Here is an 18,176-nt window from a genome sequence, read left to right on the forward strand (position 1 = left end):
TGCGATATGCCCTTGAGTAAACGGCGCTCGGCGCTGCGCGGCCGACTGGGACGCAGACGGCGCACCACCAACAGCGAGCCCAGCTTCGTCATCCAGCAGCGTGCGGCCGGCAGCGACTACTACGACTTCCGCCTCGAGATCGACGGCGTGCTGGTCTCGTGGGCGATGGCCGGGCCGTCGATGAATCCGAAGGACAGGCGGATGGCGCGCCGCATCGAGGACCACCCGCTGCAGCTCCCCGAAGCCGGCGACGCGGTCGTCTGGGACCGCGGCAGCTACATCAACGCGACCGGACGGGACATGGGCGAATGCCTGAACCGCGGCCACCTTTCGTTCTGGCTGCAAGGCGAGAAGCTGTGCAGCGGCTTCACCCTCACCAGGATTCGGGCGGGCAAAGACGAGACCTGGCTGCTGATCAAACGCAAAGACGACGGCGCCGACCCGCGACGCACACTGGTTAAGAGCCAACCCGAACCACCGATGTACTCCGACGCGCTCGACGATCTCGCCGAATCGTCATGACCGATCTCGCCGGCCTGCCCGACTCGGTGCGCGCACTGCTGCACGACGAGGCGGTGCCGGATTGGCGGGCACCCACGTTGGCCACGCTGACCGACCGGCGGTTCAGCGACCCTAAGTGGATCTTCGAGCGCAAGTTCGACGGCATGCGCTGCCTGACGTTTCGCGACGGCGATCAAATCCGACTGCTGTCACGAAACCGCCAACCACTCAACGGAACCTACCCCGAGCTGGTCGACGCACTGGCCGCGCAGCGCACGACGCGATTCGTGGTGGACGGTGAGGTCGTCGCATTCGAGGGCCGCCACACCAGCTTCTCCCGGCTACAGGGGCGCCTGGGGATCACCGATCCCGACGTCGCCCGGGCATCGGGAATCCCGGTGTATTACTACCTTTTCGACCTGCTGCACCTGGACGGCAAGTGCACCACCGAGGTACCGCTGAGGTGGCGCAAGCGACTGCTACGGGATGCGATCAGCTTCGCTGACCCGTTGCGCAACACCGCGCATCGCGTCGAGGACGGCCTCGCCGCCTACCGGGCCGCATGCCGGCGGGGTGACGAAGGAGTGATCGCCAAACTCGCCGATTCCACGTACGCAAGCGGCCGCTCGAGGAATTGGCTGAAGTTCAAATGCGTCCGCGACCAGGAGTTCGTCGTCGGCGGCTACACCAGCCCGAAGGGCAGCCGAATCGAGTTGGGCGCGCTGCTGCTCGGCTATCACGACGGTCGCGACTTCGTGTATGCCGGCAAGGTCGGCACCGGCTTCGACGAAGCCACGCTGCACAACCTCCACGGACGACTCTCCCCGATCGAGCAGGACACATCGCCGTTCACCCGAGGGCTGGTGCGCGAGAACGGCGCTCGCTGGGTACGTCCGGAGTTGGTGGCCCAGATCGGGTTTAGCGAGTGGACGCGCGACGGCAAGCTCCGGCATCCACGCTACCTAGGCCTCCGGACCGACAAGGACCCCGGCGACGTCGTCCGGGAGATGCCGTGATGTCCCGCATTGCCGTCGAGATCACCCACCCGGATCGAGTCCTGTTCCCGAAGGACGGGATCACCAAGCGGGATCTGGCTGATTACTACGGCGGCGTGGCCGACACCATGCTGCCGCACCTCAAGGGCAGACCGCTGACCGTGCAACGTTTCCCACGCGGCATCGGCGAAAAAGGATTTGTGCAACAGGATTTCGCCGAGACACTGCCGGGCTGGATGGGCGGGGTCGAAGTCGAGAAGGAAGGCGGCACGCTGGTCCATCCGCTGGCCGAATCCCCGGCGGCCCTGTGCTGGCTGGCCAATCAGAGCTGTATCACCCTGCATGTGTGGCAGTCGCGGCAAACTCGCCTGCACAACCCCGACCGCTTGGTATTCGACATCGATCCGTCCGGCACCGATTTCGCGGTGGTGCGTGCGACCGCCCGCGCCTTTGCCGGCGTGCTGGATGACCTCGGACTGGCGCGCTACGTGCAAACCACCGGATCACGCGGGCTGCATGTCGTGGTGCCGTTACGCCCCGACGCCGACTTCGACACCGTTCGGCAATTCGCCCGCGACGTCGCCGAAGTCGTCGTGGCCGACGACGATGCGCACCGCACCGTGGAGGCCCGCAAGGACAAACGCGGCGACCGGGTGTACCTGGACATCATGCGAAACGCGTACGCGCAGACCGCTGTTGCACCGTATTCGGTCCGGGCCCGCGCTGGCGCGCCGGTAGCCACCCCACTGGAGTGGGACGAGCTGGATACTCGCGGTCTGCGGGCGGACCGGTTCAGCATTCGCGACCTTCCCAAACGGCTCGCCGCACAGGGCGATCCATGGGCCGACATGCCCCGGCATGCCCGCTCGCTGAGCGGACCGCTGAAGCGATTGGCGAAACTGCATGCCTGAACTGCCCGACGTCGAAGGGTTTCGGCGCGAGCTGGCTAACGGCTTGCCGCGCCGCCGAATTCAGCGGGTAGAGGTCCACGATCCCGGCGTCCTGCGCAACACCTCCGCCGCGGCGCTGGGCCAGCGCTTGATCGGGCACCGCTTCCGCACCCCGCGTCGGCATGGTAAGTGGCTAATTCTGCCCACCGACGGTCCGGCACTGCTGATTCACAGCGGCATGACCGGCCATCCGTACTTCGCCGCCGACAGCGCCGAGCCGGAAAAATACGAGCGGCTGGTGGTCTCGCTCGACAAAGGTGCACTGCGTTACTCCGACCTGCGCAAGCTGCGCGGGCTGTGGTTGGCCGAAGGCGACGACGACATCGCGGATGTGATGGGTCCGCAAGGTCCCGACGCGCTGAGCATCGGCCTGCGCGAGTTCCGCGAAGTACTGGCCGCAAGACACGGGCGGTTGAAGCCGACGCTGATGGACCAGGCGGTGATCGCCGGCCTGGGCAACCTGCTGACCGACGAAATCTGCTGGCGGGCCAGGGTGCTGCCCACGCGTCCTGTTGGCGATCTCGCCGACGAGGAGGTGAAACGTCTGCACTCCGCGATGATCCAGGCGCTGCGCACCTCGGTACGACACGGCCGGGTGCCCGGCCTGCCCTCGTGGCTGACCGGCGTACGTGACGAGCCGGATCCGAGCTGTCCGCGCTGCCGGACACGACTACGATACGGTCGAATCAACGGCCGGATGTCGGTGTGGTGCCCGCACTGCCAGCACTAGGGGCTGGCGTAATCTCTGCAGCTATGAAACCTCGTACGCGCAGGTGGATACCGGTATTCGCGGTCACCGTGCTCGGCTCGCAGCTGGTTCCCGCGACGGCGCACGCGGAGCTGCACAACATCACCTACCGGGCCAGGATCGACGCCCTGACGACGGGCAGTCAGGCCACCTTCGTCACCAACGGCGGCCAGACCAACACCACCAACCTTCCGTCGATGCCGGGCAACGCGTTCGAGGCCAACACCGTGTTGGCTGATCCGGGCCAAGCCGGCCTGCGGATCGTGCTGCACTTCCCGTACTCGGCGAACGTGCACTGCGAGATCGACGTCGACGACAACGTTTTCACCCAGGCCGACCAGATGGTACGCCCGGTGGCGGGTAATGCAGATCCCAATAACGGTGCGCTGCAATGCGGAGCACCCTTACCCGCCTAGCGAGCTAAGGCTTCCAGCCGGTGAAATCCGCCCACTCCCAGGCCCGGCGATAAGCGTCGGCGAACCACGGCTCCTTGGCCTCGACATAAAGCGCCATGTCGCCGTTCGCGGGCTTTTCGGCCTCGTGCTTGACGGCCAGGTAGTTCACCCGCTCTTCCGGGTTGGCGGCCAGCCAGTCGACGAACAGCAGGGCGAACTGCTGGTTGGGCCAGCCCGCCACCCTGATGTGCACGTTGGTGGGGCGCCCGGGATCGGCCGAGGCATGAATTCGCTTCTGCCACAACGACGGATCGTCTTGGTGGTCGTACTCGACCACCGTGCTGCGCGCGTCCGTCTTGGCTTCGTCTTGCTCGATGTGTTCGATGCGCGGGTAACCGGCCGACAACAACGCCTCACCGAGTTCGTCTGCCACGGCCAGTGATTCGACGGTGACCTGGATGTCGATGACGTCCTTGGCGTCGAACTCCGGCACCGCGGTCGACCCGATGTGGTCGACCCGCAACGCCTTATGGCCGCACGACGTCGCCAGCCGGTTGACAATGCGCCGCGCCTGGTCCGGCCAGGTCGGATCCGCGGGTACCACTCGCGCCGGTGCGCGCACGAACCGCCCCTCGGCCAGGTTGTGCGCGAACGGCACGATCCGGTCGGTCCACACCTCGCGGGCGCGTGTGACCAAATCCTCTTGGCTACCCGAGTTATCCAGCCAGATGTCGGCGACGGCACGACGTTGCTCGTCGTTGGCCTGCAGCGCGATCCTGGCGCGGGCGTCGTCCTCGGGCATGCCGCGCAGCTCGACCAGTCGCCGCACCCGCAGTTCCACATCGGCGTACACGATGATCACCAACGGGAACATCGGCGCCATACCCGATTCGACCAGCAGCGGAATATCTTCGACCACAACCGAGTCCGGGGGCACCGACGCGATGATCTCCTCGCGCCGCTTGCCCACCAGCGGGTGAACGATCGAGTTCAGCTTCTGGCGTGCCTCGTCGTCGGCAAAAGCCTTGGCAGCCAAGGCCGGACGATCCAGTGAACCGTCCGGCTGCAGGATGTCCTCACCGAACGCCTCGACGAGCGACGCCAAACCTTCGGTGCCCGGTTGGACGACCTCCCGGGCGATGACGTCGCCGTCGACGATGATCCCGCCGCATTCCGCGAACGTGGCGGACAGCGCCGATTTCCCGGCGCCGATGCCACCGGTCAAGCCGATGCGCAGCATCGAGGGTTAGGCGTTGCCGGCGAGCTTTTCGCGCAGCGCGGCGAGTTGTGCGTCGCTGGCCAGCGAGCCGCCCGCCTCCTTCGGCGAGGACGAGCCGTTGCCCGGTGCGTGGTCGCTGTCGGCGTGCCCGGCGGCTTCGGCAGCGGCGAACTTCTCCATCTGCGCGGTGTGCATCTTGTGCCGGCGCTCGGCCTCGGCGTAGCGGGCCTCCCACTCGTTGCGCTGAGTGTCGAAGCCTTCTATCCACTCGTTGGTCTCGGAGTCGAAACCCTCGGGGAAGATGTAGTTGCCCTGCTCGTCGTAGCTGTCGGCCATGCCGTACTTCGCCGGGTCGAACTCGTCGGTGTAGTCCTCGTTGGCCTGCTTGAGCGACAACGAGATGCGGCGACGCTCCAGGTCGATGTCGATGACCTTGACCATCGCGTCGTCGCCGACCGCGACCACCTGGTCGGGCACCTCGACGTGGCGCTCGGCCAGCTCCGAGATGTGCACCAGGCCCTCGATGCCCTCCTCGACACGCACGAACGCGCCGAACGGCACCAGCTTGGTGACCTTGCCGGGAACGATCTGGCCGATCGCGTGGGTGCGAGCGAAGTGGCGCCACGGGTCTTCCTGAGTCGCCTTGAGCGACAGCGAAACCCGTTCGCGGTCCATGTCGACGTCGAGCACCTCGACGGTGACCTCGTCGCCCACCTGGACGACCTCGGACGGGTGGTCGATGTGCTTCCACGACAACTCGGAGACGTGCACCAGACCGTCGACACCGCCGAGATCGACGAACGCGCCGAAGTTGACGATCGACGAGACCACACCCTTGCGGATGGTGCCCTTCTGCAGCTGGTTGAGGAACTCGCTGCGCACCTCGGACTGGGTCTGCTCGAGCCAGGCACGGCGGCTCAGCACCACGTTGTTGCGGTTCTTATCCAGCTCGATGATCTTGGCTTCGATCTCCTTGCCGATGTACGGCTGCAGATCACGAACCCGGCGCATCTCGACCAGCGAGGCGGGCAGGAAGCCGCGCAAGCCGATGTCGAGGATCAGGCCGCCCTTGACGACCTCGATGACGGTGCCCTTGACGGCCTCGTCCTTCTCCTTGAGCGCCTCGATGGTCCCCCAGGCGCGTTCGTACTGGGCGCGCTTCTTGGACAGGATCAGACGGCCTTCTTTGTCCTCCTTGGTGAGAACAAGGGCCTCGACCTCATCACCGACGGTAACGACCTCGTTGGGGTCGACATCGTGCTTGATGGAGAGTTCGCGGGCGGGGATAACCCCTTCGGTCTTGTAGCCGATATCGAGGAGCACCTCGTCCCGGTCCACTTTGACGATCGTGCCTTCGACGATGTCGCCATCGTTGAAGTACTTGATCGTTTTGTCTATTGCGGCGAGAAAATCCTCGCTCGAGCCAATGTCGTTGACGGCTACTTGCGGCGAGGTGACGGTGGGACTCGGCATATTGTTGGGGTGCTCCGGACAGGTTGGGTCGTAGGGATAAAACTAGGATTTAACTGCTAAGGCTACTCGACGGGGCACACGCTGGACAAACTCGCCCTCCGCACACCGCTCGCATGTCTGGAGTGGAAGTTACGGCTCGGCAAATTCCAGGCCTGATTTCCCGCCGATGCGCGGCGTTGTCCCAGCTGCCGACCTCGTCAAAACTTAGCGACGAGTACGACTCCGCAGACCATCAAAACCCCGCCGAGTGCCCTGGACGGCGTGATCGGGTGCGGGTCCACCCGTAACCATCCGAAATGGTCGATTACCAGCGACATGATGAGTGCTGACGTGACGGTGAAGCCCATGAATGTGCCGGCGCCGACCCGGTTGACCAGCGTGAGGCCGGCATACACCTGGACGGCGCCCACCATGCCGCCGACCACGGCCCACCAGGGCATCGACGCGATGTCACTTGCGGTCGGCAGCGGTTTGGGCCGCACCAGGAACGCCGCGACGAAGAACACGGTGATCACCGCGAAGGAAACCGCCGATGCCAGCCACGGGTTGATCATGTGCTTGTACAGCTGGCCGTTCATCGCGGCGCCGCAGGTCTGTAGCGCGCCGCCCAGGACGATAAACGGGATGATCCAGCCTGCGTTCATGACACTCCCCCTGGGTTAGACGATTCCCGCTAGTGCGCGGCGGCATCCCAGCTGCGGCCGTAGCCGACGGAGACCTCCAGCGGCACGTCCAACTGGTAGGCGCTGCCCATCTTGTCGCGCGCCAGTGCTTCGACCTGTTCGCGCTCGCCGGGGGCGATTTCGAACAGCAATTCGTCGTGGACCTGCAACAACATCCGCGACGTGAGCCCGGCCTCCTTAATGGCCTTGTCGACCTCGATCATCGCCACCTTGATGATGTCGGCCGCGCTGCCCTGGATGGGCGCGTTGAGCGCCGCCCGCTCCGCGGCCTCGCGCACATTGCGGTTGCTGCTGTCCAGCTCGGGCAGGTAGCGCCGGCGGCCGAACACCGTGGAGGTGTAGCCGTCCTTGCGGGCCTGCTCGACGACGTCGTGCAAGTAGTCCCGGATGCCGCCGAACCGGGCGAAGTACTGGTCCATCTGCTCTTTGGCTTCCTCGGTGGAGATCTTGAGCTGGGCGGACAACCCGTAGGCGCTCAACCCGTAGGCGAGACCGTAGGACATCGCCTTGACCCGGCGGCGCAGCTCGGCGGTGACCTCTTCGATCGGCACCCCGAAAGCCCGGGATGCGACGAACGAGTGCAGGTCTTCACCGGTGTTGAACGCCTCGATCAGGCCTTCGTCCTTGGACAGGTGCGCCATGATCCGCATCTCGATCTGGCTGTAGTCGGCGGTCATCAGCTCGGCGTAGCCGTCACCGACCACGAACGCGTCGCGGATGCGCCGGCCCGCCTCGGTGCGAATCGGAATGTTCTGCAGGTTCGGCTCGGTCGACGACAACCGTCCCGTCGCGGCGATGGTCTGGTTGAACGTGGTGTGGATGCGCCCGTCGGAGGCCACCGAATTCAGCAGTCCGTCGACGGTGACCTTGAGCCGGGTGGCGTCGCGGTGGGCGAGCAGATGCTGCAGGAAAGGGTGGCCCGTCTTGTCGAACAGCGACTGCAGGGCGTCCGCGTCGGTGGTGTAGCCGGTCTTGGTGCGCTTGGTCTTCGGCATGCCGAGCTCGTCGAACAGCACCGTCTGCAACTGCTTGGGCGAGCCCAGGTTGATCTGCTTGCCGATCACCTCGTAGGCCGCCTCGGCGGCGTCGCGGATCTGTGCGGCGAAATCGCTTTGCAACTCAGACAGTTGCGCGATGTCCACCGCGATGCCGACGTGTTCCAGCCCCGCCAGCACCCGTTGCACCGGCAGCTCCATGCCGCCCAGCAGCGACGTGGAGTTGATCCTGGCCAGCTCCTCGTCGAGCGCGCCGGCCAGGTCCAGCACCGCCACGGCGCGCAGGATCAGCGTCTGCACCGCCTGGTCGTCGACGCCGTCGGAATCGTCGAGAAGCGAAAGCTGTTGCTGCTCAGGCGTTTCGGCGCGCAACTCGCGGCGCAGGTAACGCAGCGAGAGGTCGTCGAGGGAGAAGCTGCGCTGCCCGGGCCGCACCAGGTATGCGGCCAGCGCGGTATCGGAGGTGACGCCGGCCAGCGTCCAGCCCCGCCCGGCGAGGTCGTGCATCGCCAGCTTCGCCTCGTGCAGCGCCTTGGGCGGGCCGGGGTCGGCGAGCCAGGAGGCCAGCGCCGCCTCGTCGTCGGGATCCAGCGCCGTGGTGTCGATGTAGCGGCCCTCACCGTTGGCCGACACGATGGCCAGCGCGGTGGCGTCGGCGTCATAGGCCAGGTGGGTGCCGACGGCCAGGCCGAACCGTTTGCCCGAGCTGTGCTCGGCCAGCCACACGGCCAGCTGCCCGGCCTCGAGGGCGCCGCCGCGCACGTCGAATCCCTCGTCCACCTCGGGATCGACGGACGCCAGCGTGTCGAACAGCCGGTCGCGCAGCACCCGAAATTCCAGGTCGTCGAAGAGCCGGTGGATGTGGTCGCGATCCCACGGCAGCAGCCGCAGCGTGTCCGGGGTTTGCGCCAGCGGCACGTCCTTGACCAGGTCGGTGAGCTCCCGGTTGCGGATGACATTGGCCAGATGGGCCCGCAGCGCGTCGCCGACCTTGCCGCGCACCGAGTCGGCGTTGTCGACCAGGCCCTGCAGCGACCCGTACTCGACGATCCACTTCGACGCGGTCTTCTCCCCCACACCGGGAATGCCGGGCAGGTTGTCGCTCGGGTCGCCGCGCAGCGCCGCGAAGTCGGGGTACTGCGTGGGCGTCAGACCGTATTTCTCGACGACGGCATCCGGGGTGAAGCGGGTGAGCTCGCTGACACCCTTGCGCGGGTACAACACCGTGACGTCGTCGCTGACCAGCTGCAGGGAGTCGCGATCGCCGGTGACCACCAGCACCCGATAGCCCTCGTTCTCGGCCTGGGTGGCCAGCGTCGCGATCAGGTCGTCGGCTTCGAATCCGGGCTCGGCGAGCACCGTGATGCCCAGCGCATTCAGCACTTCCTTGGTGATGTCGATCTGCCCGCGGAATTCGTCGGGCGTCTCCGAGCGACCGGCCTTGTACTCCGGATAGCGCTCCAGCCGGAAGGTCTGGCGCGAGACGTCGAACGCGGCGGCGACGTGCGTCGGGGACTCGTCGCGCAGCAGGTTGATCAGCATCGCGGTGAAGCCGTACACCGCGTTGGTGGTCAGCCCGCCGCGGGTCTTGAAGTTCTCCGCGGGCAGCGCGTAGAACGCCCGAAAGGCCAGCGAATTGCCGTCCAGCAACATCAGTGTCGGCTTGGTCTGTTCCTCTGTGGCGGCGCGCACGGCTCTCACTCTAGGCATCCAGTGTGACGAACCACCCGCCCCGGCAGAACTGCAACACGTTTCAGTTTTGTGTTTGAGCTGGGTAGTCTGGTCGAGTGCCAGAGGTCACCAGTACACAAGCCGCGATCGACGGGTGGTTCGCCACCGATGACGCCGGAAATCCCCACCTGATCGGGAGCAAGTGCCCCGAGTGCGGAACGTATGTTTTCCCGCCGCGCGAGAACAACTGCCCCAACCCGGCCTGCGCCAGCGACGCCTTGGAGTCCGTCGCGCTGTCGACGCGGGGAACGCTGTGGAGCTACACCGAGAACCGGTACCCCCCGCCCGCGCCCTACCCCGCGGCCGACCCGTTCGAGCCGTTCGCCATCGCCGCGGTGGAGCTGGCCGACGAGGGAATCATCGTGCTGGGCAAGGTGGTCGAGGGCACGCTGGCCGCCGACCTGAAGGTCGGCATGGAGATGGAGCTGACCACGATGCCGCTGTTCGTCGACGACGACCGTGTGGAACGCATCGTGCACGCCTGGAGGCGCGCCAGCGACGATGCAGAGCGAAGCGATGAGGAGGAGCGGCGCAAATGACGAGCGAAATGAGCACACCCGAACCGCTGTACATCCTCGGCGCCGGGATGCACCCCTGGGGCAAATGGGGCCGCGACTTCACCGAATACGGTGTGGTCGCCGCGCGCGCAGCGCTGGCCGAGGCCGGGCTGGACTGGCGGCAGATCCAACTTGTCGCCGGCGCCGACACGATCCGCAACGGCTACCCGGGCTTCATCGCCGGGTCGACATTCGCGCAGAAGCTGGGTTGGAACGGCGTGCCGGTCAGCTCGAGCTATGCCGCGTGTGCCAGCGGTTCGCAGGCGCTGCAGAGCGCGCGGGCCCACATCCTGGCCGGGTTCTGCGACGTCGCGTTGGTGATCGGCGCCGACACCACGCCGAAGGGGGCGTTCGCCCCGGTCGGCGGGGAACGCAAGAACGACCCCGACTGGCAGCGGTTCCACCTGATCGGCGCGATGAACCCGGTGTACTTCGCGCTGCTGGCGCGGCGGCGGATGGACCTCTATGGCGCGACGTCGGAGGACTTCGCGCAGGTGAAGGTCAAGAACTCCCAACACGGCCTGCAGAACCCGAATGCCCGCTACCGCAAGGAATCGTCGGTCGAGGATGTGCTGGCCAGCCCGGTGGTCTCCGACCCGCTGCGGCAGCTCGACATCTGCGCCACTTCAGACGGTGCCGCGGCGCTGATCGTGGCCAGCGCCGAGTTCGCGCGCAAGCACCTCGGCTCGCTCGACGGGGTGCCCTCGGTGCGTGCGGTCAGCACGGTGACGCCGCAGTATCCCCAGCATCTGCCCGAATTGCCGGACATCGCAACGGATTCCACCGCCGTGGTGCCCGGGCCGGAGCGGGTGTTCAAGGATCAGATCCTGGACGCGGCCTACGCCGAAGCGGGTATCGGTCCCGAGGACGTGAGCCTGGCCGAGGTCTACGACCTGTCCACCGCGCTGGAACTCGACTGGTACGAGCATCTGGGGCTGTGCCCGAAGGGCGAGGCCGAGCAGCTGCTGCGCAGCGGCGCCACAGCGATCGGCGGCAAGGTCCCGGTGAACCCGTCCGGCGGGCTGGCCTGCTTCGGTGAGGCCATCCCGGCCCAGGCGATCGCGCAGGTCTGCGAGCTGACCTGGCAGCTGCGTGGCCAGGCCACCGGCAGGCAGGTGGAGAACGCCAAGGTCGGCGTCACCGCGAATCAGGGCCTGTTCGGCCACGGCTCGTCGGTGATCGTCGCCCGCTAGGCCTCGTTAGCCCCCGCACCCGTCGAGTCTCGTGCCGAGTGTGAGTTGAGTGCGCGTCCAGGGCGCGATTTCGGCGGCGGATTTCACGCCCTCAGCGCCCACTCGACGCCGGGGAGTCACACTCGATGGCCGCTAGGCCTCGTGACACCCGTCGAGTCTGCGCCCACGGCGGGCCGCCGACGCGTATCGGCGACCTGAACGCTAACTCGCCGCCATCACCGCAGACTCGACGGCGAAGGACGCCGACGGTGAACAACTAGCCGGACTCTCCGTCGGACTCGCCGCCGAGGGTCTCCAACACAACTTCGGCCACCCGCTTCATCGTCGTCCGTCGATCCATCGCGGCCCGCTGAATCCACTTGAACGCCTCGGGCTCGGTCATGCCCTGCTTGGACTGCAGCAGACCCTTGGCGCGTTCGACGACCTTGCGGGTCTCCAGGCGGTCGAACAGCGTCGCGACCTCGCGTTCCAGCGCGGTGATCTCGCCGAACCGGCTGACGGCCAACTCAATGGCCGGAATCAGGTCGCTGATCGTGAACGGCTTCACCAGGTAAGCCATCGCCCCGGCATCACGCGCCCGCTCGACGAGGTCGCGTTGGCTGAACGCGGTCAGCACCACGATCGGCGCGATGCGTTTGCTCGCTATCTCCGAGGCTGCGTCGATGCCGTCACGGCGCGGCATCTTCACATCCATGATCACGAGGTCGGGTTTGTGTTGCTCGGCGAGTTCGACGGCTTCCTGGCCATCCCCCGCCTCGCCGACGATGTCGTACCCCTCCTCTCGGAGCATCTCGGCCAAGTCCATACGGATCAGCGCTTCGTCTTCCGCGATCAGTACCCGGCGCGCCACAGCAGCGTCGGTGTCGGTCGTGGGGCCTGTCATGACGCACATTCTCTCGTGGATCGCGACGACCAGCGACATCGGGGGCGGTGAGAACACATGACCTCACCGATCCTCTATGGTGGGAGGCCGCTTAAGTTAATACGCCGGACACGCCCTCGTATCCCAACTGGCAGAGGAAACGGATTCAAAACCCGTCCAGTGTGAGTTCGAATCTCACCGAGGGCACCACGCCCGGCCCGCCGCAAACCGGGCCGAGGACCGCGCTTGGCAACTTCCGAATAACGTCACCATCCCGAAGGCAACACGGTTGCTTCGAGACACGTTTTTGGCTTGTTATACAGACATACAGTAAGCACGTGCTGGCCCCGCTCACCACTTCGGGATGCGGAAGCTTCTGCCTTCCCGGCGGGTCCTGCGTCACTATCTAAGTGGCTCCGCGCTATCCACCCCTCTACGGAGGGGTGGATAGCTACCTCCACAGCCCTTAAGCGATCAATGAGATCACTTGCACGCCAATGTATTCAGTGAATCTACCGGCCACGCACGCGAACCTCAGTAATATGCGGGGATGCCGTGAGAAGCGGCGCCTTCTGGTGCGGGAGGTTGTGGCGTGAACCTGCTACGGGATCGACAGGAACCGTTGGCGGACATCGTCATTGAATTGGACGACCCCACCGACCTGTACGTCGTCGATCAACGGGCCGTGCTAGCCGGCGCGCACCGAATCGACAGCGGCATCGACGAACTCGTCAAAATACTACTTGCCCAAAAGAGACACTCCAGCATTCAGCGCATCGTTTTGGATATCGGCGGCGACTGCTCCGAAGAAGTGGTGTCGAACCTGGAGGCGTCGGTGCGCCGCTACTGCGCGTTGGCGGTTCGCCGGGCCGACCGGCAGCATGACCTGATTTGGCGCCAGGGCATGCGGTCGCTGATCAGCGGCTCGCTGCTGTTCGTTACCGGCATCGGGCTGTCGTACCTCTTCACTCGCCCGTGGGTGGGTGAACTCGCGGGCGAACTGCTCGGCAACGGCGTGTTCCTCGTGGTGGCATGGGTCGGCCTTTGGTACCCCCTGGATGTGCTGTTCATCGCTCGAGAGCAGGCAAAGCGCGAGTCACGGGTGTTCGCCATGATGCTGGCCATGCCGGTCGTGGTCCGGACCCGTGCCGGCACGGTGACCATCGAGCACCTGCCCGGGTTCACCCCATACGGAGGACGGCGGACCACTCGCCTGCGCGACACGCACATCCATTTGCGCGGCGCACCGCCCACCGGAAGCCCCGGCCCGAGCTAACCAATCGCAACGCTTGGGAATCATCTGGCAAACGGTTACGCTTTTAACGTGGTGCCTAGGAAATGCGGGGCCCCGCCAAATTCGCCAGATGGCTCGGCCCGCCCGGACTGCAAAGCGGCGGTGCGTGCCAAAAACCGCGCCCGCAACGAGCACTACGCCGATAGCCACGACCGCCGGGCCAGGGTGCTCAACATCAACTCGATGATGGCGGTGGTCATCAGCCTGCTCTTCGGGATCCTCGGCATCTGGGCCGGGACCTTCGCACAGCGAACCCAGGTGATCACCCTCGTCGCCGCGATGATCTTTCTGATGGTCCCGTGGTTGCACCGCTTCGGCGAACTGGTTGCGCCGCTTACCTACATCGTCTCGGCATATCTCGTCATCTTCTTCATCTGCTGGGAGGTCGGCACCGGCTCCGGCGTCCAGTACTACTACATCGCCAACGCGAGCCTGGTGGTGTTGCAGCTCGGCATTGAGCGCGTCGGCCTGGCAGCGCTGCTGGCGGGCGTCGGCGCCGGGCTGGTGATCGCCCTGCAGTTCCTGGTCCCCCGCTCGACCGGGCTCGAACAGCCCTGGGCCGAGCGGACGAGCTTCATCATCACGATGATCTCGGCCTGCACGATGGCGGTGGTGACGGTGTCGTTCGCGCTGCGTGACACAAAACGCGCCGAAGACGTCATGGAATCCGAATACGAGCGCTCGGAAGCTTTGCTGGCCAACATGTTGCCCGCCAGCGTCGCCGACCGGCTCAAAGAACCCGAGCGCGACGTCATCGCCGACCGATACGAGGAAGCCTCGGTGCTGTTCGCCGACATGGTCGGCTTCACCGAGCGCGCCAGCTCAACCGCGCCATGCGACCTCGTCAAGTTCCTCGACCGCCTCTACAGCGCATTCGACGAACTCGTGGACAAGCACGGGCTGGAGAAAATCAAAGTCAGCGGCGACTCCTACATGGTTGTCAGTGGCGTCCCGCGGCCCAGGCCCGATCACGTGCAGGCCCTGGCCGACTTCGCCCTCGACATGGTCGCTACCGCCGCGAAAATCCAAGATGCACAAGGTGACTCGGTCCCGATGCGAGTCGGATTCGCGACGGGCACCGTGGTCGCGGGCGTCGTTGGATCGCGGCGTTTCTTCTACGACGTATGGGGCGACGCGGTCAATGTCGCGGCCCGGATGGAATCGACCGACTCCGTCGGACAGATTCAAGTGCCCGAGGACGTTTACCACCGCCTGAAGGACGAGTTCGTGCTGCGTGAGCGTGGCCGGATCGAGGTCAAAGGCAAAGGCGTCATGCACACCTGGTACCTGATCGGCCGCAGGCCGACAGCGGCCCAAGCCGGCGAGCTGACCGCCGAGGAACCCCGAACGACCCACGGCGCCACGGTCTAAAGCCCCTATTCTCGGCCGTCCGGTTGTGTCACAGTGAGGCTATGCAGCCCACCGAAGTTCCAAGCATGTTGCCGCATTTGTGGAAATCCACGTTGGCATCAGGAGTCCTGACGGCGATCGTCGGTGCCCTGGTTCTGGCGTGGCCCGGTATATCGGTCCTGGCCGCCGCGATCGCCTTCGGTGTCTATCTGCTGATTACCGGTGTGGCGCAAGTCGTGTTCGCCTTCAGCCTGCATGTTTCAGCGGGCAGTCGCATTCTGCTGTTCATCAGCGGCGCGGCGTCTTTGATCCTGGCCGTACTGGCATTTCGCCATTTCGGCCAGGGATACGCGGTGCTGTTGCTGGCCATCTGGATTGGCATCGGATTCGTCTTTCGTGGGGTTGCCACAACGGTTTCCGCGATCAGCGATCCGACGCTACCCGGGCGCGGCTGGTCGATTATCATCGGCGCTATCACGTTGATCGCCGGCATTGTCGTGCTGGCGTCGCCGCTCGCGTCGATCATCACCCTGGCGATCGTCGTCGGCATTTGGCTGGCCGTCATCGGCGTCTTCGAGGTGATCGCGTCGTTCGGGATCCGCAAGGCCTCGAAGGAACTTGGCGCCGGGTCCGCTTAACTACTACACTGTGTCGTAGACACGCTGCACTCATGGGAGATGACAGATGAATGTCGTCGACATTTCGCGGTGGCAGTTCGGAATTACCACCGTCTACCACTTCATCTTTGTGCCGCTCACGATCGGCCTGGCCCCCTTGGTCGCCGTCATGCAGACCGTGTGGGTGACCACCGGAAACACCGCCTGGTATCGCCTGACCAAGTTCTTCGGCAAGCTGTTCCTGATCAACTTCGCGATCGGAGTGGCCACCGGGATCGTGCAGGAATTCCAGTTCGGCATGAACTGGAGCGAGTACTCCCGGTTCGTCGGCGACATCTTCGGCGCCCCGCTCGCGATGGAAGGCTTGGCCGCCTTCTTCTTCGAATCCACCTTCCTCGGCCTGTGGATCTTCGGCTGGAGCCGGCTACCGAAGCTAGTGCACCTGGCCTGCATTTGGATCGTCGCGATCGCGGTGAATGTGTCCGCTTTCTTTATCATTTCGGCGAATTCGTTCATGCAGCACCCGGTCGGCGCGCATTACAACCCGGTGACGCGGCGCGCAGAGTTGGACAGCATCGGGGCATTGCTCAGCAATAACACTGCGCGAGCGGCATTTTCACATGCGGTCAACGGCTCGCTGCTGACCGCGGCCACCTTCGTCGCCGCCGTGAGCGCCTGGTGGCTGATCCGCGCGAAAAAGACCGCCAATACCGAGCTCGGCAAGGTGTTTCGCCCGGCGGCGATCCTGGGCTGCTGGGTCGCGCTGTTCGCCACCGTGGGACTGTTCTTCAGCGGCGACCAGCAGGGCAAGCTGATGTTCCAGCAGCAGCCGATGAAAATGGCGTCGGCGGAATCGCTGTGCAACACCGAGACCGATCCGGACTTCTCCATCCTGACGGTAGGCACCCACAACAACTGCGACAGCATCACCCGCGCCATCCAGGTGCCCTACGTCCTGCCGTTCCTCGCCGAGAGCAAGTTCACCGGCGTGACATTGCAGGGCGTGCGCAATATCCAGCAGGACTATGAACACCGATTCGGGCCAAATGACTACCGGCCCAACCTATTCGTCACGTACTGGTCGTTCCGCATGATGATCGGCTTGATGGCGATCCCGGTGTTGTTCGCGCTGGCCACGCTGTGGCTCACGCGTCGCGGCCGAACCCCGACCCAACCGTGGCTCTCCTGGTTCGCGCTATTGACCATTCCCACGCCGTTCCTGGCGAACAGCGCCGGTTGGGTGTTCACGGAGATGGGGCGCCAGCCTTGGATTGTCGCGCCGAACCCGACCGGCGACCAGCAAGTGCGGCTGACCGTCAGCCAAGGGGTGTCGGATCACGCGTCAGCGATCGTCGTCATCTCACTGGTGACGTTCACCCTGGTCTACGCGGTGCTCGCGGTCATCTGGTTCTGGCTGCTGAAGCGTTACGTTGTCGAGGGACCGTTGGAGCACGACGCGGAGCCCGCACCGCCGAAAACACCGGACGATGACGAAGTGGCCCCGCTGTCGTTCGCCTACTGACCCAGGAAGGAGTTAACCAATGGCGCTGCAAGAGTTGTGGTTCGGCCTCATCGCCGTGCTATTCCTGGGCTTCTTCGTCCTGGAGGGCTTCGACTTCGGCGTGGGCATGCTGATGGAACCGTTCGGCCGTGTCGGCAGCGGCGATCCGGAGAACCATCGGCGCGCCGCGCTGAACACCATCGGCCCGGTGTGGGACGGCAATGAAGTGTGGTTGCTCACCGCCGGCGCCGGTATGTTCGCCGCGTTCCCCGGCTGGTATGCGAGCGTGTTCTCCACGCTCTACCTACCGCTGTTGGCGATCCTGTTCGGCATGATCGTGCGCGCCGTGGCCATCGAATGGCGCGGCAAGGTCGACGATCCGAAGTGGCGCGCCCTGGCCGATTTCGGCATCGCGGCCGGGTCCTGGCTGCCCGCGGTGCTGTGGGGCGTCGCGTTCGCCATCCTGGTGCGTGGCCTGCCGGTCAACGCAAACGGTCACATTCACCTCTCCATCGGCGACGTGCTCAACGCCTACACACTGCTGGGCGGTTTGGCCACGGCCGGGTTGTTCTTGTTCTACGGCGCGGTGTTCGTCGCGTTGAAAACGTCGGGCGGAATCCGCGACGACGCACATCGATTCGCCAAGCAGTTATCGCTGCCGGTCACGGGACTGGTTGGTATCTTTGGTCTTTGGACGCAGCTGGCGCACGGCAAGAACTGGACCTGGCTGGTGCTCGGGGTGGCTGTCGTCGCGCTCCTTGCCGCGGTCGCGTTGGTATGGCGCCGCGGCTCCGACGGTTGGGCGTTCGCGAGCACGGCACTCGTCGTTGCGGCGGTGGTGATTCTGTTGTTCGGAGTGCTGTATCCCGATTTGGTGCCCTCGACGCTGAACAAGCAGTGGAGCCTGACGATCTACAACGCGTCGTCGACGCCCTACACGCTGAAGATCATGACGTGGGTCACCGCCTTCTTTGCCCCACTGACGGTCGTGTACCAGGCGTGGACGTACTGGGTTTTCCGCCAACGAATCTCGGCCGACGGGATACCACCCTCGATCGGGCTGACCAGGCGTCCATCCTGAGCACACGCAATTCCCGGGCGCCCCTGGACCC

Annotated in this window: 17 protein-coding genes and 1 tRNA gene; 13 read left to right on the forward strand and 5 right to left on the reverse strand. The window is 65.3% G+C overall.

The window, feature by feature from the left end:
* The first annotated feature begins 6 nt into the window (after positions 1-6).
* From G6N54_RS05105 to G6N54_RS05125, 5 genes are read left to right on the forward strand one after another with little or no spacing between them, the layout of a single operon-like run.
* The gene (locus tag G6N54_RS05105; RefSeq protein ID WP_163788833.1) at positions 7-522 is read left to right on the forward strand and encodes a DNA polymerase ligase N-terminal domain-containing protein; all 516 of its coding nucleotides are present in this window, start codon (positions 7-9) and stop codon (positions 520-522) included.
* Entirely contained in the window at positions 519-1,517 is a 999-nt protein-coding gene (gene ligD, locus G6N54_RS05110; protein WP_163788834.1) for a non-homologous end-joining DNA ligase, read from the forward strand. The genes G6N54_RS05105 and ligD (G6N54_RS05110) overlap by 4 nt, the downstream gene beginning before the upstream one ends.
* The gene (gene ligD, locus G6N54_RS05115) at positions 1,517-2,407 is read left to right on the forward strand and encodes a non-homologous end-joining DNA ligase (protein ID WP_163788835.1); all 891 of its coding nucleotides are present in this window, start codon (positions 1,517-1,519) and stop codon (positions 2,405-2,407) included. The genes ligD (G6N54_RS05110) and ligD (G6N54_RS05115) overlap by 1 nt, the downstream gene beginning before the upstream one ends.
* The gene (locus G6N54_RS05120; protein WP_163788836.1) at positions 2,400-3,176 is read left to right on the forward strand and encodes an Fpg/Nei family DNA glycosylase; all 777 of its coding nucleotides are present in this window, start codon (positions 2,400-2,402) and stop codon (positions 3,174-3,176) included. The genes ligD (G6N54_RS05115) and G6N54_RS05120 overlap by 8 nt, the downstream gene beginning before the upstream one ends.
* Before the next feature lie 23 nt (positions 3,177-3,199).
* Complete coding sequence (locus tag G6N54_RS05125) at positions 3,200-3,610, forward strand: hypothetical protein (protein ID WP_163788837.1); 411 nt, start codon at positions 3,200-3,202, stop codon at positions 3,608-3,610.
* 4 nt (positions 3,611-3,614) lie between these two features.
* Here G6N54_RS05125 and coaE read toward each other — a convergent pair whose 3' ends face one another.
* The 4 genes from coaE to polA form a co-directional block, all read right to left on the reverse strand.
* On the reverse strand, positions 3,615-4,829 hold the full coding sequence (gene coaE / locus G6N54_RS05130) for a dephospho-CoA kinase (protein WP_163788838.1): 1,215 nt from the start codon (positions 4,827-4,829) through the stop codon (positions 3,615-3,617).
* 6 nt (positions 4,830-4,835) lie between these two features.
* On the reverse strand, positions 4,836-6,281 hold the full coding sequence (gene rpsA / locus G6N54_RS05135; protein WP_163788839.1) for a 30S ribosomal protein S1: 1,446 nt from the start codon (positions 6,279-6,281) through the stop codon (positions 4,836-4,838).
* 197 nt (positions 6,282-6,478) lie between these two features.
* Positions 6,479-6,925, reverse strand: a complete 447-nt coding sequence (locus tag G6N54_RS05140; protein WP_163788840.1) for a DMT family transporter — start codon at positions 6,923-6,925, stop codon at positions 6,479-6,481.
* 29 nt (positions 6,926-6,954) lie between these two features.
* A complete protein-coding gene (gene polA, locus G6N54_RS05145) occupies positions 6,955-9,669 on the reverse strand; it encodes a DNA polymerase I (RefSeq protein WP_163788841.1) in 2,715 nt (904 codons plus the stop codon).
* A 77-nt stretch (positions 9,670-9,746) separates the two neighbouring features.
* Here polA and G6N54_RS05150 point away from each other — a divergent pair, with 77 nt between their 5' ends.
* Positions 9,747-10,229 carry a Zn-ribbon domain-containing OB-fold protein gene (locus G6N54_RS05150; RefSeq protein WP_163788842.1) on the forward strand — a complete coding sequence of 161 codons (483 nt, stop codon included), beginning with the start codon at positions 9,747-9,749 and terminating at the stop codon, positions 10,227-10,229.
* A gap of 8 nt (positions 10,230-10,237) precedes the next feature.
* Positions 10,238-11,440, forward strand: a complete 1,203-nt coding sequence (locus tag G6N54_RS05155; protein ID WP_163794525.1) for a lipid-transfer protein — start codon at positions 10,238-10,240, stop codon at positions 11,438-11,440.
* A 256-nt stretch (positions 11,441-11,696) separates the two neighbouring features.
* Here the strand turns inward: G6N54_RS05155 and G6N54_RS05160 are convergent, their stop codons facing one another.
* The gene (locus G6N54_RS05160; protein WP_163788843.1) at positions 11,697-12,323 is read right to left on the reverse strand and encodes an ANTAR domain-containing response regulator; all 627 of its coding nucleotides are present in this window, start codon (positions 12,321-12,323) and stop codon (positions 11,697-11,699) included.
* Between the two features lie 112 nt (positions 12,324-12,435).
* On the opposite strand from G6N54_RS05160, the gene G6N54_RS05165 reads away from it, so the two are divergent.
* The 6 genes from G6N54_RS05165 (at position 12,436) to cydB (ending at position 18,145) form a co-directional block, all read left to right on the forward strand.
* A tRNA-Leu gene (locus tag G6N54_RS05165) sits at positions 12,436-12,512 on the forward strand.
* 382 nt (positions 12,513-12,894) lie between these two features.
* Positions 12,895-13,578: a hypothetical protein gene (locus G6N54_RS05170; RefSeq protein WP_163788844.1), complete on the forward strand. Its 684-nt coding sequence runs from the start codon at positions 12,895-12,897 to the stop codon at positions 13,576-13,578.
* A gap of 48 nt (positions 13,579-13,626) precedes the next feature.
* Positions 13,627-14,967, forward strand: coding sequence for an adenylate/guanylate cyclase domain-containing protein (locus G6N54_RS05175; protein ID WP_163788845.1), 1,341 nt, complete (start codon positions 13,627-13,629; stop codon positions 14,965-14,967).
* Between the two features lie 41 nt (positions 14,968-15,008).
* Positions 15,009-15,584 carry an HdeD family acid-resistance protein gene (locus G6N54_RS05180; RefSeq protein WP_372513307.1) on the forward strand — a complete coding sequence of 192 codons (576 nt, stop codon included), beginning with the start codon at positions 15,009-15,011 and terminating at the stop codon, positions 15,582-15,584.
* 46 nt (positions 15,585-15,630) lie between these two features.
* Positions 15,631-17,085: a cytochrome ubiquinol oxidase subunit I gene (locus G6N54_RS05185; protein ID WP_163788847.1), complete on the forward strand. Its 1,455-nt coding sequence runs from the start codon at positions 15,631-15,633 to the stop codon at positions 17,083-17,085.
* A 19-nt stretch (positions 17,086-17,104) separates the two neighbouring features.
* A complete protein-coding gene (gene cydB / locus G6N54_RS05190; RefSeq protein ID WP_163788848.1) occupies positions 17,105-18,145 on the forward strand; it encodes a cytochrome d ubiquinol oxidase subunit II in 1,041 nt (346 codons plus the stop codon).
* Positions 18,146-18,176: the final 31 nt, after the last annotated feature.

Source organism: Mycobacterium stomatepiae, from assembly GCF_010731715.1.
GTDB classification, from domain to species: domain Bacteria; phylum Actinomycetota; class Actinomycetes; order Mycobacteriales; family Mycobacteriaceae; genus Mycobacterium; species Mycobacterium stomatepiae.

Excerpts from the sequence above, each read along its gene's own strand:
- G6N54_RS05105 (WP_163788833.1), top strand. The coding sequence starts at position 7 with ATGCCCTTGAGTAAACGGCGCTCGGCGCTGCGCGGCCGACTGGGACGC.
- ligD (WP_163788834.1), top strand. The coding sequence starts at position 519 with ATGACCGATCTCGCCGGCCTGCCCGACTCGGTGCGCGCACTGCTGCAC.
- ligD (WP_163788835.1), top strand. The coding sequence starts at position 1,517 with ATGTCCCGCATTGCCGTCGAGATCACCCACCCGGATCGAGTCCTGTTC.
- G6N54_RS05120 (WP_163788836.1), top strand. The coding sequence starts at position 2,400 with ATGCCTGAACTGCCCGACGTCGAAGGGTTTCGGCGCGAGCTGGCTAAC.
- G6N54_RS05125 (WP_163788837.1), top strand. The coding sequence starts at position 3,200 with ATGAAACCTCGTACGCGCAGGTGGATACCGGTATTCGCGGTCACCGTG.
- coaE (WP_163788838.1), bottom strand. The coding sequence starts at position 4,829 with ATGCTGCGCATCGGCTTGACCGGTGGCATCGGCGCCGGGAAATCGGCG.
- rpsA (WP_163788839.1), bottom strand. The coding sequence starts at position 6,281 with ATGCCGAGTCCCACCGTCACCTCGCCGCAAGTAGCCGTCAACGACATT.
- G6N54_RS05140 (WP_163788840.1), bottom strand. The coding sequence starts at position 6,925 with ATGAACGCAGGCTGGATCATCCCGTTTATCGTCCTGGGCGGCGCGCTA.
- polA (WP_163788841.1), bottom strand. The coding sequence starts at position 9,669 with ATGCCTAGAGTGAGAGCCGTGCGCGCCGCCACAGAGGAACAGACCAAG.
- G6N54_RS05155 (WP_163794525.1), top strand. The coding sequence starts at position 10,238 with ATGAGCACACCCGAACCGCTGTACATCCTCGGCGCCGGGATGCACCCC.
- G6N54_RS05160 (WP_163788843.1), bottom strand. The coding sequence starts at position 12,323 with ATGACAGGCCCCACGACCGACACCGACGCTGCTGTGGCGCGCCGGGTA.
- G6N54_RS05180 (WP_372513307.1), top strand. The coding sequence starts at position 15,009 with ATGCAGCCCACCGAAGTTCCAAGCATGTTGCCGCATTTGTGGAAATCC.
- G6N54_RS05185 (WP_163788847.1), top strand. The coding sequence starts at position 15,631 with ATGAATGTCGTCGACATTTCGCGGTGGCAGTTCGGAATTACCACCGTC.
- cydB (WP_163788848.1), top strand. The coding sequence starts at position 17,105 with ATGGCGCTGCAAGAGTTGTGGTTCGGCCTCATCGCCGTGCTATTCCTG.